The organism is Pseudomonas sp. H3_A02, from assembly GCF_054671965.1.
This window is the reverse complement of sequence record NZ_CP162807.1, coordinates 5,288,455-5,303,427: the sequence shown is the minus strand read 5'-3', so window position 1 is coordinate 5,303,427 and position 14,973 is coordinate 5,288,455. Positions and strand designations below refer to the sequence as shown.

The 14,973-nt window shown below is 57.0% G+C and carries 13 protein-coding genes; 7 read left to right on the top strand and 6 right to left on the bottom strand.

Annotated elements, in window-relative coordinates; all coding sequences use genetic code 11:
- Positions 1 to 22: 22 nt before the first annotated feature.
- From peaB to AB4N80_RS23235, 7 genes are all read left to right on the top strand, one after another.
- Positions 23 to 1,453, top strand: coding sequence for a quinohemoprotein amine dehydrogenase maturation protein (gene peaB, locus AB4N80_RS23265; protein ID WP_068934532.1), 1,431 nt, complete (start codon positions 23 to 25; stop codon positions 1,451 to 1,453).
- A gap of 1 nt (position 1,454) precedes the next feature.
- Positions 1,455 to 1,778: a quinohemoprotein amine dehydrogenase subunit gamma gene (qhpC, locus tag AB4N80_RS23260; RefSeq protein WP_007933151.1), complete on the top strand. Its 324-nt coding sequence runs from the start codon at positions 1,455 to 1,457 to the stop codon at positions 1,776 to 1,778.
- 24 nt (positions 1,779 to 1,802) lie between these two features.
- A complete protein-coding gene (gene peaD, locus AB4N80_RS23255; RefSeq protein ID WP_186631228.1) occupies positions 1,803 to 2,921 on the top strand; it encodes a quinohemoprotein amine dehydrogenase subunit beta in 1,119 nt (372 codons plus the stop codon).
- Between the two features lie 83 nt (positions 2,922 to 3,004).
- Complete coding sequence (locus tag AB4N80_RS23250; protein WP_354336925.1) at positions 3,005 to 4,693, top strand: AMP-binding protein; 1,689 nt, start codon at positions 3,005 to 3,007, stop codon at positions 4,691 to 4,693.
- A 458-nt stretch (positions 4,694 to 5,151) separates the two neighbouring features.
- Positions 5,152 to 6,024: a GlxA family transcriptional regulator gene (locus tag AB4N80_RS23245; RefSeq protein ID WP_460079019.1), complete on the top strand. Its 873-nt coding sequence runs from the start codon at positions 5,152 to 5,154 to the stop codon at positions 6,022 to 6,024.
- Between the two features lie 160 nt (positions 6,025 to 6,184).
- Positions 6,185 to 7,069 carry a LysR family transcriptional regulator gene (locus AB4N80_RS23240; RefSeq protein WP_258632698.1) on the top strand — a complete coding sequence of 295 codons (885 nt, stop codon included), beginning with the start codon at positions 6,185 to 6,187 and terminating at the stop codon, positions 7,067 to 7,069.
- Positions 7,070 to 7,252: 183 nt separating this feature from the next.
- Positions 7,253 to 8,179: an AEC family transporter gene (locus tag AB4N80_RS23235; RefSeq protein ID WP_258632700.1), complete on the top strand. Its 927-nt coding sequence runs from the start codon at positions 7,253 to 7,255 to the stop codon at positions 8,177 to 8,179.
- A 98-nt stretch (positions 8,180 to 8,277) separates the two neighbouring features.
- On the opposite strand, the gene hutH is transcribed toward AB4N80_RS23235, so the two are convergent.
- The 6 genes from hutH to AB4N80_RS23205 form a co-directional block, all read right to left on the bottom strand.
- Positions 8,278 to 9,810: a histidine ammonia-lyase gene (hutH, locus tag AB4N80_RS23230; RefSeq protein WP_030141447.1), complete on the bottom strand. Its 1,533-nt coding sequence runs from the start codon at positions 9,808 to 9,810 to the stop codon at positions 8,278 to 8,280.
- On the bottom strand, positions 9,807 to 11,498 hold the full coding sequence (gene hutU / locus AB4N80_RS23225; RefSeq protein ID WP_258632702.1) for a urocanate hydratase: 1,692 nt from the start codon (positions 11,496 to 11,498) through the stop codon (positions 9,807 to 9,809). Before hutU ends, hutH begins: the two co-directional genes overlap by 4 nt.
- Before the next feature lie 370 nt (positions 11,499 to 11,868).
- Entirely contained in the window at positions 11,869 to 12,633 is a 765-nt protein-coding gene (locus AB4N80_RS23220) for an ABC transporter ATP-binding protein (RefSeq protein WP_460079014.1), read from the bottom strand.
- A 16-nt stretch (positions 12,634 to 12,649) separates the two neighbouring features.
- The gene (locus AB4N80_RS23215; protein WP_053121601.1) at positions 12,650 to 13,360 is read right to left on the bottom strand and encodes an ABC transporter permease; all 711 of its coding nucleotides are present in this window, start codon (positions 13,358 to 13,360) and stop codon (positions 12,650 to 12,652) included.
- Complete coding sequence (locus tag AB4N80_RS23210) at positions 13,357 to 14,076, bottom strand: ABC transporter permease (RefSeq protein ID WP_025214430.1); 720 nt, start codon at positions 14,074 to 14,076, stop codon at positions 13,357 to 13,359. Before AB4N80_RS23210 ends, AB4N80_RS23215 begins: the two co-directional genes overlap by 4 nt.
- Positions 14,077 to 14,131: 55 nt before the next feature.
- Positions 14,132 to 14,914 (bottom strand): transporter substrate-binding domain-containing protein, encoded by a 783-nt coding sequence (locus tag AB4N80_RS23205; protein WP_043042098.1) that lies wholly within the window; start codon positions 14,912 to 14,914, stop codon positions 14,132 to 14,134.
- Positions 14,915 to 14,973: the final 59 nt, after the last annotated feature.

The following is a 14,973-nucleotide window of genomic DNA, read 5'->3' as shown; positions in this document are numbered from 1 at the left end:
GGGCTTGCACAGGAGGTTTGCAATGGGCGCTATTTTGAATCTGGTCGAACGCAATCTGCATGAAGTGCATGTCGACGCCGACCGCATGCTGTTCCACATTCCCAGCAGCTCGCTGTTCGCCAGCGATGAGCTGACGGGCACCATCATCGATACCTTGCGCGGTCCCGGCTGTTCATCGGACGACCTGATCCAACGCTTGGCCGCGCGCTTCAACGGAGAAGAAATCACCGAAACCCTGCGTGAGCTGATCTCCCTGGAACTGGTCAGCGACGGCTCACCACTGACCCCGGACATCGGTACCAAACGCGTCGAGCGCACCGCGATCAATACCGTGGTGCTCAACGTCAACACGGGCTGCAACCTGAGCTGCACCTACTGCTACAAAGAAGACCTCGACAAGCCCTCGGCCGGCAAGAAGATGGACGTTGAAACAGCGGTCGCTTCGGTAGAAATGCTGCTGCGCGAATCCCCGGATGAAGAGCGTTTCACCGTGGTGTTCTTCGGCGGCGAGCCGCTGAGCAATCGCAAGCTGATCGAGTACATGGTCGACTACTGTGAAAAGCGTTTTGCCGAGGCGGGCAAGTTCGTCGAATTTGTCATGACCACCAACGCCACGCTGCTCACCGAAGACACCGTGGACTACCTCAACGCCCACCGCTTCGGGCTCTCGGTGAGTATCGACGGGCCGAAAACCGTGCACGACCGCAACCGCATCACCGTGGGCGGGCAGGGCACGTACGACGTGGTACGGCGCAAGGCCCAGATGCTGCTGTCGCGCTACAACAGCCGCCCGGTCGGCGCGCGGGTAACCCTGACCACTGGCGTCACCGACGTCGAAACGATCTGGGATCACTTGTTCAACGAACTGGGCTTCGCGGAGGTCGGTTTTGCTCCGGTGACGTCCGGCGATATCAGTAGCTTCAACCTGTCCAGCGACGAGCTGATCGAAGTGTTCGCCAACATGAAGAAGCTCGGTCGGCGTTATCTGGAAGCGGCGCTGGAACACCGCAACATCGGTTTTTCCAACCTGCACCAGTTGATCACCGATATTCATGAAGGCCACAAAAAGGCTCTGCCTTGCGGGGCCGGCCTGAAGATGCTGGCGGTGGATCACAAGGGCGAATTGAACCTGTGCCACCGCTTTACCGGTTCGAGCCTGCCGACGTTCGGCAACGTTCACAGCGGGGTGAAACAGGTCGAGTTGAACGATTTCCTGTCCCAGCGCCTGGACCGTACCAACACCGGTTGCGAAGACTGCCAGATCCGCAATCTCTGCTCTGGCGGCTGCTACCACGAGAGCTACGCCCGATACGGCGACCCGACCCATCCGACTTATCACTACTGCGAACTGATGCGTGACTGGGTCGACTTCGGCATCGAGGTCTACACCCGGATCATGGCTCACAACCCTGCGTTTATCAGCAGCTACATCACTCCGCGCAAGGCTCACTGATATGAAACATCTCAAGGCAATCAACAACAAAGCCCAGAAGCTCGATCAGGCCGCGGCCGAAAACCGTATCGAAGAAGTGGTGGCGATGAGCTCCGTCGCCGGCTGTGCCTCGACCACTGATCCAGGTTGGGAAATCGACGCGTTTGGCGGCGTGTCGTCGCTGTGCCAGCCAATGGAAGCCGACCTGTATGGCTGCTCCGACCCATGCTGGTGGCCGGCCCAGGTGCCGGACATGATGAGCACCTACCCGGACTGGAACAAGGATGCCCAGGCGTCCAACGAAAACTGGCGCAACCTCGGCACTGTCTTTCCGAAAGACAAGTGATCGGACATGAAGAAGGATTCCAGCATGCAATGCATCAAAGCCTGCGGCTTGGCCGCGTTCGGTGTCCTGGGCGTTATATCGCTCAATGTTTTGGCCGATGAAAACACCGCGCTCCAAAGCGGTCACGAATATATGGTGACCACCAATTATCCGAACAACCTGCACGTGATCGACCTGGCCACCGACAGCCTGTTCAAGACCTGCAAAATGCCCGACGCCTTCGGTCCTGGCACCGTGCAGCTGTCGCCGGATCGCAAGACCGCCTACGTGCTGAACAACCACTACGCGGATGTCTACGGCGTTGAGCTGGACAGCTGCAAGCAGGTCTTCCACGCCAGCATTACCCAGAAACCGGGGGAGAAAGCGAAGTCGATGTTCGCCTTTACCCTCAGCCATGACGGCAAGGAACTGTTCACCATCGCCAATCCGACGTTGATGCTCAACGATCGTTACGAGGTGCAGCAACCTCGGCTCGATGTGTACGCCACCGATGCCGGCATGGACGCCAAACCCATTCGCAGTTTCCCGGCGCCCCGGCAGCTGACCATCATGCAAAGCGGCGACGATGGCACGTTGTATGTGGCGGGAGCGGATGTCTACAAGGTCAACGTGAACACTGGCAAGTTCGACGTGCTGATTCCCAGTCGCCATTGGAAACGTGCCAATTACAGCGCACCGGATGTGCTCTACGTGTGGAACCAGCAGACCTACCGTCATGATTTTTCGCTGCTCTACACCGCAGCGAAATTCAAGGACAAGAAGCAGGACCCGGCGACCGCCGAGTACCTCTATGGGCTGTTCAGCATCGACCTGAAAACCGGCAAGACCGAAACCACCGACTTCGGCCCTCTGACGGAAATCTACTTCAGTGGCATGCGTTCGCCCAAAGACCCGAACCTGATGTTCGGCGTGCTCAACCGGCTGGCCAAGTACGACATCAAGCAGAAAAAACTGCTTCAGGCCGCTACGCTGGATCATTCCTACTACTGCATTTCGTTCAACAAGGCCGGCAGCAAGATTTATCTGGCGGGTACCTTCAACGACGTAGCGGTGTTCGATGCCGACAGTTTGAAGCAGATCGGCAACATCAAATTGCCCGGCGGCGACATGGCGATTACCACGGCGCAAATATTCACGCGTTAAAAACAAAGAGGACAAGCCATTCAACAGGGCACCTGCGGGGTAAACCCCCCGGCCCACACCTGGATCGTACAGAGAGAATCGATATGAGTGTTCCCAGTTACACCAGTGGACCGCAAACCACACCCTTGCTGGCGATGACCATCGGCGCGGCGTTCGATCGAGCGGTGGAACGGTTCACCGATGGCGAAGCGTTGGTCGTACGGCATCAAGGGCTGCGCTATACCTGGGCACAGTTGGCCGCGGAGGTGGATCGTTGCGCCCGAGGGTTGCTCGCGCTGGGCCTCAAGGCCGGTGAACGGATAGGCATCTGGTCGCCGAACTGCGCGCAATGGTGCATCACCCAGTTCGCAACCGCCAAGGTGGGGGCGGTGCTGGTGAACATCAACCCGGCCTACCGTCTGACCGAGCTTGAGTACACGCTCAAGCAATCGGGGTGTCGCTGGCTGATTTGTGCCGACTCGTTCAAAACTTCCAACTACCACGCGATGCTTCACGAGCTGCTGCCCGAACTCCACCGCTGCGCTGTCGGCGCACTGGAAAGCGACCGGTTGCCTGAATTGCAGGGCGTGATCAGCCTCGGCGACACGCCGGCTGACGGTATGTTGTCATGGGAGGGCCTGTTGGACCTGGCGGAACAAGTGCCTGCGGAACAACTACGGCAATGCGGTGAGCAACTGCAGTTCGACGACCCCGTCAACATCCAGTACACCTCGGGTACCACTGGATTTCCCAAAGGTGCCACCCTCAGTCACTACAACATCCTGAATAACGGTTTCATGGTCGGTGAAAGCCTGAAGCTCAGCGAGCACGACAGGTTAGTGATACCGGTGCCTCTGTATCACTGCTTCGGCATGGTCATGGGCAATCTGGGGTGTGTCACCCACGGAACGACAATAATCTACCCCAGCGCAGCCTTCGATCCGCTGGAGACCCTGCGGGCCGCCGCACAGGAGAAAGCGACCGGCATGTATGGCGTGCCGACGATGTTCATTGCCATGCTCGACCACCCTGAGCGCCAATTATTGGACTTGAGCCGTCTGCGAACGGGCATCATGGCCGGCTCCACCTGCCCGATCGAAGTCATGAAGCGGGTGATCGACGACCTGCACCTCAAGGAGATGCAGATCGCCTACGGCATGACCGAAACCAGCCCGGTCTCCACCCAGACCGGCCCGGACGACGATATCGAGCACCGGGTCACCCGTGTCGGCCGCACTCAGCCGCATCTGGAAAGCAAGATCGTCGATGAGCAAAACCGGATCGTTGCTCGCGGTCAGATCGGCGAACTGTGTACCCGAGGCTACAGCGTAATGCTCGGCTACTGGAACAACCCGCAAGCGACCGCGGAGGCCATCGACGACGCAGGCTGGATGCACACCGGTGACCTGGCAATCATGGATGAGGAGGGTTACCTGAGGATCATCGGGCGCAATAAGGACATGATTATTCGGGGCGGCGAGAATGTTTATCCGCGCGAAATCGAAGAGTTCTTCTTTACCCATCCTTCGGTGGCAGACGTGCAGGTCATCGGTGTGCCGGACAAAGCCTACGGAGAAGAGATTGTAGCTTGGGTCAGGTTGCATGAGGGGCACCAGGTCAGCGCCGACGAGTTACGCGAGTATTGCAAAGGCCGGATCGCTCACTTCAAGACGCCGCGCCATTTCAAGTTCGTTGACGATTTTCCGATGACCGTCAGCGGCAAGGTGCAGAAATTCCGCATGCGTGAAATCAGCGTAGAGGAATTGGGATCACCGAAAAGCGACTTTTTATAGTCATTGGCAATTCGCCGCATGCAGCTTTAATCGCCAGGATCCGGTTGTGAGCGGCCATCGAGTCGGCTGCCAATGCGGACTTTGCCGCCCGATGGGCTATAGATCGAACAAATTCGCATAGATTCGAGGCCACCCTCTTAGCCCTTGATGCACGTCAAAAACAAGCCAAGAATCAAGTCTTTTCTTGCTTCTGAAAGAAAAAAACCCTTAGATTTCAATGGGTCGGACGCCAGATGCGAGTCTCGTTTCCCGTTCCAAGATTCAAAAAAATGTCTGCACTCATGTCGACAGGCTACTTCGGGCCCAGCCTGTGTGAAAACACCGCCGAGCAGTTCAAGACCTGCGGTTTGAAGCAGTATGAGTCGATAGTGGATTTTCACGACCGGCAGCCTTTGTTCGGTCGTAGTCCTTCGAACAGCAATGGCTGGGCTCACTCATAAAATTTACCAGCCGGCAAAATGGCCGCACAGCGTTGCCATACGTTTGACGGTTTAGAGGTCACTCAGGGCCTGGAATTGATGGCGGCATCTGACCTGATCATCATCCCTGCGTGGGGCGATCAAGCGATTTTTGCATCTGCCGAACTTGTAAAAGCGCTTCAACTTGCCAATTCCGAAGGAAAGCTCATCGTTGGGTTGTGTCTAGGCGCATTCGTGCTTGGAGATGCCGGGCTACTTGATGGCAAAGAAGCAACCACGCATTGGACTGCTCGAGACGAGTTTGCGCGACGCTTCCCAAATGTTCGTTTCAGGCCAGAGGTGCTTTATGTCAGCGCTGAGAATATCGTGACGTCAGCAGGAACCGTGGCGGCAATTGATTGTTGCCTTCATTTGGTTCGCGAACGACTTGGAGCCGAGGCCGCGAATCGCACCGCGAAAATGCTGGTCACACCGCCACATAGGCAGGGGGGGCAGGCTCAATACATAGAATATCCTGTGCCGCACCTATCTAGAGAGACGCATTTGTCTGACGTACTGGAATGGGCTCGGATGAATCTGTCCAGTGACCTGACGCTCGACGTCCTGGCGGACAGGGCAAAGATGAGTCGGCGCACTTTCACTCGGCGCTTCAGGGAGGCTACCGGCAGCACCGTCTCTAAATGGTTGAATGCCCAGCGCGTTGTCAGGGCGCAGGAACTGTTGGAAACGACTGACCTGCCCATTGAGTGTGTGGCGGGTGAAGCAGGGTTTGGCACCCCCTTATCCTTGAGGCAACAATTCGGCGTTCAGCTCGGCACCTCGCCGTCTGAGTACAGGCGAATGTTTTGTCGTGACATGAGCCCGGTCCGAAAGACGAGCGACAGTGAGCAGACTGCCGGACTGTCTAGCTAAATGACTGAAACCGCAAAGCTTCAGTCATTATCGCTCTTAGAAATCCACGGTCACTCCGGTATAAAGCGCGCGACTATCACCAGGCAGGAACGAGGCTTCATCCAAACCATGCGCCTGCCCAACTGGTAAGCTCGGCCATCAATTTGCAGGATGAATGGCCATGTCATTACGCGCGCTTCGAACACTGCTTGCCATTGCCCAATACGGTTCTTTTGTTCGGGCAGCGGACGCCGTGCACCTGACCCAATCAGCGGTCAGCCTTCATGTTCGGTCATTGGAGGAGGATTTCAATACGCTCCTGTTTGACCGCTCACGACGGTTGCCGGTGCTGACGGATGCAGGCCATATTGCCGTTGAGCACGCGCGAGAAATTCTAGCCTTATACGACGGGATCTCCTCCGAGATTGGAGGCGACACTGAGTTGCGCGGCAGGCTCAGAATCGGTGCCATTCATACAGCGCTGGCGAGCGTCTTGCCCCTCGCGTTGTTGGCAATGCGTGCTGAGCATCCTCACCTGCGCATCACTGTTGCGTCGGGAATGTCCGCTGAGTTGGCCTCGCGCATGGAGGCGGGCGAGCTTGACGTTGCGATCACCACGGAGCCGGTGAAGCCACACCCTTATGGCCTGGCAAGCACGGTACTTTACGAGGAAGGGTTCTGGATCATCGCGCCGGCGTCCCATGCGCATGAGGACTTGAAGCTTCTACTCAAAAGCCAGCCGTTCATTCGATTTGATCGTCGCGCCTGGGCAGGTCGTACCATTGAGCGAGAGCTTCGCGCTATGCGGCTGCGCGTGCAGACCAGCATGGAACTGGATAGCCAGGATGCGATTATCCAGATGGTCTCAAGCGGGCTGGGCGTATCCATCATTCCGCTCTCTGGACATCAAGTCGCAAGCTTGAAAACACTGGCCGTTGGGCCTTTCGGCATCCCTCAAAAAACCAGGCGCGTGGTATTGCTGGAGCGCGAAGATCGTCCCCTTGGGCGACTGGCGGCAGCCCTGGCGAACGCGGTGAAAGCGCATGTCTTGCACGATAAACCATGAGTAATACTTGTTGATTGCTGAAGTTTAAAACGTTTTTATTTTGGAGTCCGACCTCTTATCGTGGTCCTCGTACAAGTGAGTTCTTGAGGGCACCATGATTACTGGACCTGCCGTAGACATGCCGCTGATGAGCCGACTGATTGTGGGATGTGAACCGTCGGCACAAAAAACCAAGGCACGCGTATGACCCTTTCCTTGTTGACTGCCTTGTTGCCCATCGCACTACTGATCATGCTGGGCGCGTGGCTCAAGCGTCGTCATTTTCTGACGGATACTTTTTGGGCACAGGCAGAGCGCTTGGCGTACTACGTGTTGCTGCCTTCACTTTTCTTTCACGGACTGGCGACCGCCAACCTTGATGGCGTGCCCTTTCAAAGCATGGTTTCGGTACTCGTGTTCTCGACTGTGGTGGTATCGCTAATGTTGTTGGGCGCGAAGTCGCTGATCACCATGGACGATGCTGCGTTCACTTCGGTTTTTCAGGGTGGGATACGTTTCAATAACTACGTAGGCGTGTCGGCAGCCGCGGGCTTGTTCGGTGTGCAGGGTATAGCCCTGGCAGCGGTCGCGAACGCGGCCATAGTGCCCAGTGTGAACATGCTGTGCGTAATGGTGTTCGCGAAGTACGGATCAGCCGGCAGGATGCCATTTAGCAAAGTCCTCAAGCAGTTGGCATTGAACCCACTGATACTCGCGTGCTTCGCCGGCGGATTGGTCCAGGTCTCGGGCTGGGGACTGCCTGTCGGTATTGAGCCGATGCTCAAGGCCTTGGGACAAGCGTCACTGCCGCTCGGATTGCTCTGCGTTGGTGCTGCGCTTGAGTTCGGAAGCATAAGGCAATGGTTTCGCCCGGTGGGTTACTCGTCGCTGACCAAGTTTCTAATCATGCCACTGGTTACGCTTTGGGCGTGCCACCTGTTCGAACTTGAAGGAAAGGCCGCGGTTGCAGCACTTCTATTCCAGGCACTGCCCACAGCCTCATCCTCCTACATCATGGCAAGGCAATTAGGGGGAGACGCCCCCCTTATGGCTGGGATCATCGCTTGCCAGACCATGCTGGCAGGATTAGCACTTCCAGCGGTCATCCTTGTGATGGCCCGGTGGATTTGAGTGTCAGTATTTCGAGGCGATCGCCTACGCGCGTTAGGCACAGCCATAAAACGCTGTGCCTAACGCAGTCATCATTTGTTCATGGCGGATATCATCTATCAGATGCTGGGCAACAACTTATTCAATACCAAGTCGTTCAAGCAGCCGGAAGCCAATAACTCACTGGCTGCATTGATATCCGGCGCGAAGAAACGGTCCTTCTCGTAATAGGCCACTTTGCTTCGCAGACTGTTCCGGGCCAGTTCCAACTTGGGCGACGTCTTCAAGCCGTCACGCAAGTCCAGGCCTTGGCAGGCCGCTAGCCACTCCACAGCCAGGATTCCACGGGTGTTTTCAGCCATTTCCCACAACCGTTTGCCGGCCGCGGGTGCCATCGATACGTGATCTTCCTGATTTGCGGATGTGGGCAGGCTGTCTACGGAATGGGGGTGAGCCAGCGCCTTGTTCTCGCTGGCCAGCGCTGCTGCTGTCACCTGAGAAATCATGAAGCCCGAGTTCACGCCGCCATTGGCTACCAGGAACGGCGGCAGTTGTGACATGTGTTTGTCCATCATCAACGAAATGCGGCGCTCGCTCAGCGAGCCGATTTCAGCAATGGCCAATGCCATATTGTCTGCGGCCATGGCCACTGGCTCGGCGTGGAAGTTGCCGCCAGAGATCACGTCACCTTCAACGGCAAAGACCAGTGGGTTATCGGATACGGCATTCGCTTCGACGACTAATACTTCCGCGGCCTGACGGAGCTGGGTCAGGCATGCGCCCATGACTTGAGGTTGGCAGCGTAGAGAGTAGGGATCTTGGACCTTGCCGCAGTCTTTGTGCGAATCGGCGACCTCACTGCTTTGGCCCAGCAGGTCGCGATAAGCAGTAGCTGTATCAATCTGGGCCTTCTGGCCGCGAGCGGCATGGATACGTGCGTCAAACGGCGAGCGGGAGCCCAAGACAGCTTCGACCGTCAACGCACCGATGGCCAAGGCGCCTGCAAACAGGTCTTCGCCCTCGAACAAACCGCGCAGAGCATAAGCAGTGGACACCTGGGTACCGTTGAGCAACGCCAAACCCTCTTTGGCAGCCAGCGTCAACGGCGCCAAACCGGCCACCTTCAGTGCTTCGGTGGCTTCCAGCCATTCGCCCTTATGACGGGCTTTGCCTTCTCCCAGCAGCACGAGGGACATGTGCGCCAAAGGTGCCAAGTCACCAGATGCGCCGACCGAACCTTTTAACGGAATATGCGGATACACCTCGGCGTTGATCAATGCTATCAGAGCATCGATCACCACGCGGCGTATGCCGGAGAAACCACGGCTGAGGCTATTGACCTTGAGCACCATGATCAACCGCACCAGCGCATCGCTGATCGGCTCACCCACACCAGCGGCGTGGGACAGTACTAGCGAACGTTGCAGATTTTCCAGATCTTCACTGGCGATACGGGTCGAGGCCAGCAGGCCGAAACCGGTATTGATACCGTAGGCGGTGCGATTCTCGGCGAGGATCTGCTCCACGCAAGCGACACTGGCTTCAATTTGCGCAGAGGCACTGTGGTCGAGGGTGATTTTTACTGGGTGCTGGTAAACGGCACGCAGTTGGGCAAGGCTCAATTGGCCTGGGATAACGTTAAGTGTTTTCATGCTTTGGCTCCTTTAACAAGAGTGATCATTGGCAGGTTCAAGCCTTGCTCATTCGCGCAATCAATGGCGATCTGGTAACCGGCATCGGCATGGCGCATCACGCCGGTCGCCGGGTCGTTGTGCAGTACACGGGCAATCCGTTCGGCCGCTTCGTCAGTACCGTCGCAGACGATCACCATGCCCGAGTGCTGGGAAAAGCCCATGCCGACGCCGCCACCGTGGTGCAGCGACACCCAGGTCGCGCCACTGGCGGTGTTGAGCAGGGCATTGAGCAGCGGCCAGTCGGAAACGGCGTCGGAGCCGTCCTGCATGGACTCGGTTTCACGGTTGGGGCTGGCCACGGAGCCGGAATCGAGGTGGTCGCGACCGATGACGATCGGCGCCGACAACTCACCGCTGCGCACCATCTCGTTGAACGCCAGGCCCAACTTGGCGCGCTGGCCCAGGCCAACCCAGCAGATCCGTGCCGGCAAGCCCTGGAAGCTGATGCGCTCGCGGGCCATGTCCAGCCAGTTGTGCAGGTGGGCGTCGTCGGGGATCAGTTCCTTGACCTTGGCGTCGGTCTTGTAGATGTCCTGCGGGTCACCGGACAGCGCCGCCCAGCGGAACGGGCCGATGCCGCGGCAAAACAGCGGACGGATGTAGGCCGGGACGAAACCCGGGAAGTCGAAGGCATTCTCGACGCCTTCTTCCTGGGCCATCTGGCGGATGTTGTTGCCGTAGTCGAAGGTCGGCACGCCCATTTTCTGGAAGGCCAGCATGGCTTTGACGTGCACGGCCATCGATTGCTTGGCGGCCTTCACCACGGCGGCGGGCTCGGTCTTGGCGCGGGCACGGTATTCGTCCCAGGTCCAGCCGGCCGGCAGATAGCCGTTGAGGGGATCGTGGGCGCTGGTCTGGTCGGTGACCATGTCCGGACGCACGCCGCGACGGACCATTTCCGGCAGTATTTCGGCAGCGTTCCCACACAGCGCGATGGAAATCGCCTTGCCTTCGGCGGTGTATTTCTCGATACGCGCCAGGGCGTCGTCGAGGTCTTTGGCTTGCTCGTCGACGTAGCGGGTTTTCAGACGGAAATCGATGCTCACCTGTTGGCACTCGATGTTCAGCGAGCACGCACCGGCCAGGGTCGCGGCCAACGGTTGCGCACCACCCATGCCGCCCAGGCCGGCGGTCAGGACCCAGCGGCCCTTGAGGTTGGAGTCGTAGTGCTGGCGACCGGCCTCGACGAAGGTTTCATAAGTGCCTTGCACGATGCCCTGGCTGCCGATGTAGATCCAGCTGCCGGCGGTCATCTGGCCGTACATGGCCAAGCCCTTGGCGTCGAGTTCGTTGAAGTGCTCCCAACTGGCCCAATGCGGCACCAGGTTGGAGTTGGCGATCAGCACGCGAGGGGCGTTGCTGTGGGTCTTGAACACGCCCACCGGCTTGCCGGATTGCACCAGCAGGGTTTCGTCGTCGTTCAGGTTGGTGAGGCTTTCGACGATCTTGTCGTAGCACTCCCAGTTGCGCGCCGCGCGGCCGATGCCACCGTAGACCACCAACTCCTTGGGGTTCTCGGCCACTTCCGGATCGAGGTTGTTCATCAACATCCGCAGCGGCGCTTCGGTCAGCCAGCTCTTGGCGGTCAGCGTGTTACCGCGAGGGGCGCGGATTTCGATATTGCGGAAATGGAGTGGTTTGCTCACCGGTAATCCTCTCGAAATGACTTGCAGCTTATTGTTGGTTTTCGCTACATCTGGCGAGTAAATATAATCATGTATATACAAGCTTAATCAAGCAGATTTTTGACCGCTATTGTTGTCGGCATGAATATCTTCACGTGATTAGTTTTTTCGTTCGAATGGCATTGATGCAGGTTTTGCCATCAAGCTTTGCGCACTGGGCGCGCTGTGACAGTTTCAGCCAGGGATCATGAGCTGAGCCATAGCAAGGCGCTGGGATTGCTCTCGCACGGGGCTCTTCTAGTCAACAGAACGGCGAACCATTTCGGCCTCAATCGCGCCTGAGAACATTTTTCAGGCGCGGTAAGCGACCAGCCGGCTTAAGGCACTTCGGTTATTTCAGATTGCCGCTGAGAAATTGCTGCAAACGCTCGCTCTTGGGGTTCCCCAGCACTTCCTCAGGCGGTCCTTGCTCTTCTACGAGCCCTTGGTGCAAGAACAACACCTGGTTCGATACCTTACGAGCGAAGCTCATTTCGTGCGTCACCATGATCATGGTTCGGCCTTCTTCGGCGAGGCCCTGAATGACCTTCAGCACTTCTCCTACTAGTTCAGGGTCCAGGGCAGACGTCGGTTCGTCGAACAGCATGATTTCCGGTTCCATGGCCAGCGCCCGGGCTATCGCGACGCGCTGCTGCTGGCCGCCCGAGAGAAAGGCCGGGTATTGATCGGCAACTCGCGATGGTAAACCAACCTTGTCCAGGTAACGCCGAGCCAGCTCCTCTGCATCCTTCTTGCTGACCCCCAACACTCGGCGAGGGGCCATTGTGATGTTGTCGAGCACGGTCATGTGGCTCCACAGATTGAAATGCTGGAATACCATCGCCAGTCGCGTGCGCAGTCGCTGCAGTTCATCTGCGTTTGCAACGCGCATGCCGTGGTGGTCATGGATCATGCGTATCGGCTGATTGTCGAGACTCATGGCGCCGTTGCTAGGGATTTCCAGAAAATTGATACAGCGCAAAAAGGTGCTTTTGCCCGACCCGCTGGCACCGATCAGGCTAATGACGTCGCCGGCCTTTGCGTTCAGTGAAGCACCCTTGAGGACTTCGTGGTCGCCATAACTTTTATGCAGGTTTTCTACGGTCAGTTTGTACATATTCAAGCACCCTGAATTAATGAGCTGGGCCGAGGAACGACAGCCAACGGCGCTCAGCCAGACGGAACAGACCGACCAGAGAGAAAGTGATAGTGAGGTAAATCGCTGCGGCGATGCCGAACGATTGGAAGGTCAGAAATGTTGCTGAATTGGCATCTCTGGCAACCTTGAGGATGTCCGGTACCGTGGCGGTGAAAGCGACCGTGGTGGAATGCAGCATCAGTATCACTTCGTTGCTGTAGTTCGGCAGTGAGCGACGCAATGCAGACGGCATGATGATGTAGGTGTAAAGCTTCCATCCTCGAAGCCCAAAGGCCTTTGCTGCTTCGACTTCACCATGATTCATGTTGCGAATCGCCCCGGAGAAGATCTCCGTGGTGTAGGCGCAAGTGTTCAAGGCAAAGGCCAGGATGGTGCAGTTCAATGCATCGCGAAAGAATGCATCAAGCAGCGGTTGGGAGCGCACCGCAGCGAGGCTGTAGATGCCGGTGTAGCAGATCAGTAGCTGTATATACAGAGGCGTGCCACGGAACAAATAGGTATAGAACTGCACGGGCCAGCGCACGAAAAGGTTGCTTGATACCCTGGCAATCGACAGCGGGACCGCCATCAAGAAGCCGAAGAAGAGCGAGGCACTGAGCAGCCATAGTGTCATCGCCAAGCCCGTGATGTGATAACCATCGTGGTACAGGAAGGGTTTCCAATATTCTTGCAATAGCTCGATCATCGCACGGCCTCCCGAGTTCCTGCGGCGTAAAAACTTTCCAGCCTGCGCAAGACATAGTTTGATGCGGTGGTGATAACCAAATAGATCAACGCTGCAAGGACCAAGAAGAAGAACAGTTGATAGGAACTCTTTCCTGCATCCTGGGCAACCTTGACCAAGTCAGCCAGACCAATGATCGAGACCAGTGCGGTCGCTTTCAGGATCACCATCCAGTTGTTGCCAATGCCCGGTAATGCAAAGCGCATCATTTGCGGGAAAAGCACCAGGCGGAATCGTTGGGCGCGGGTCAGGCCATAGGCCGTGGCTGCTTCTAATTGCCCCTTTGGAACGGCGAGAATCGCTCCGCGGAAGGTTTCGGTGAAATACGCACCGTAGATGAAGCCCAGGGTGATGACCCCTGCGCTGAACGGATTGATTTCGATATATTCCCAGCCAAAGGCATCGGTCAGATTCGTCAGCCACGTCTGAAGGCTATAGAAGATCAGCAGCATCAAGACCAGGTCGGGCACGCCGCGGATAAGCGTGGTGTAGGCTTGCGCAGGGATGCGTAGCAAGGCTGACTTCGAGAGTTTCGCGCTGGCACCGATCAATCCCAGGCCCACGCTCAGCAACAAGCACAGTGCGGACAATTTGACAGTCATCCAGGAGCCTTGCAGCAACAGCGGGCCGAAACCCTTTAGGCTGAAGCCTAGAGTCTGCAATAGGTTTTCTAGCATTGGACAGCCCTTCGTCAATCAAGAAAAACGCCCATCCGAAAATGGGCGCAGCGTGTTATTTACCGCTGTAGATATTCTGATCACCAAAGTGTTTTTTCTGAATGGCTACATAGCTGCCATCCTCATGCAGTGCCTTGATGCCTTTGTTTAGCAGGGCCTTGAGGTCGGCGTTGCCTTGGGCGAGACCTACCGCGGTTTTCGCGGGCAACAGTTCATGCTCGACTGCTTTACTTACCTCAAAATTCGCCCCTTGCGGCGACTTCAAGAAGCCCATTTCGGCTTGCAACATATTCTGGATCGAGGCATCGAGACGGCCAGTCACCAAGTCCGAATAGACCTGATCCTGGTTGGCATAGGCTTGGGTTTTGACCCCGGCTTTGTTCAGTACGGCCTTGGCATAAGCTTCCTCGGTGGTGCCTTGCTCATAACCAACCGTCTTGCCGACGAGCGTCTTGATATCTTCGGTCAGCCCAGAGCCTTTCTTGAAAACGAAGGAGGTGGGAACGGAGAACAGCTCATCGGAGAAATCGATGACCTTTTCGCGCGAGGATGTCACGGTCATGGCGGAGATCACGCCGTCGAATTTGTTGGCTTTCAGGCCGGGAATCATGCCGTCAAAATCACTCTCGACCCATTTGCACTTCACTTTCAATTCAGCACAAATCGCATTGCCTAAGTCGATATCGAAGCCCACCAGGCTACCGTCGGCAGCTTTGGACTCGAAGGGGGCATAAGAGGGGTCAACGCCGAACCGCAACTCCTTGTACTCCTTGGCCGAGGCAAAGCTGCCAGCCACACACAACGCCAGTACAGAGAGGGTCAAAATAGATTTTTTCATTGTTTTTATTCCTAAGGACCAAAGAGCGCTTGAGCGCACGGATGCGGTACGGAGCTCGT

Excerpts from the sequence above, each read along its gene's own strand:
- peaB (WP_068934532.1), top strand. The coding sequence starts at position 23 with ATGGGCGCTATTTTGAATCTGGTCGAACGCAATCTGCATGAAGTGCAT.
- qhpC (WP_007933151.1), top strand. The coding sequence starts at position 1,455 with ATGAAACATCTCAAGGCAATCAACAACAAAGCCCAGAAGCTCGATCAG.
- peaD (WP_186631228.1), top strand. The coding sequence starts at position 1,803 with ATGCAATGCATCAAAGCCTGCGGCTTGGCCGCGTTCGGTGTCCTGGGC.
- AB4N80_RS23250 (WP_354336925.1), top strand. The coding sequence starts at position 3,005 with ATGAGTGTTCCCAGTTACACCAGTGGACCGCAAACCACACCCTTGCTG.
- AB4N80_RS23245 (WP_460079019.1), top strand. The coding sequence starts at position 5,152 with ATGGCCGCACAGCGTTGCCATACGTTTGACGGTTTAGAGGTCACTCAG.
- AB4N80_RS23240 (WP_258632698.1), top strand. The coding sequence starts at position 6,185 with ATGTCATTACGCGCGCTTCGAACACTGCTTGCCATTGCCCAATACGGT.
- AB4N80_RS23235 (WP_258632700.1), top strand. The coding sequence starts at position 7,253 with ATGACCCTTTCCTTGTTGACTGCCTTGTTGCCCATCGCACTACTGATC.
- hutH (WP_030141447.1), bottom strand. The coding sequence starts at position 9,810 with ATGAAAACACTTAACGTTATCCCAGGCCAATTGAGCCTTGCCCAACTG.
- AB4N80_RS23220 (WP_460079014.1), bottom strand. The coding sequence starts at position 12,633 with ATGTACAAACTGACCGTAGAAAACCTGCATAAAAGTTATGGCGACCAC.
- AB4N80_RS23215 (WP_053121601.1), bottom strand. The coding sequence starts at position 13,360 with ATGATCGAGCTATTGCAAGAATATTGGAAACCCTTCCTGTACCACGAT.
- AB4N80_RS23210 (WP_025214430.1), bottom strand. The coding sequence starts at position 14,076 with ATGCTAGAAAACCTATTGCAGACTCTAGGCTTCAGCCTAAAGGGTTTC.
- AB4N80_RS23205 (WP_043042098.1), bottom strand. The coding sequence starts at position 14,914 with ATGAAAAAATCTATTTTGACCCTCTCTGTACTGGCGTTGTGTGTGGCT.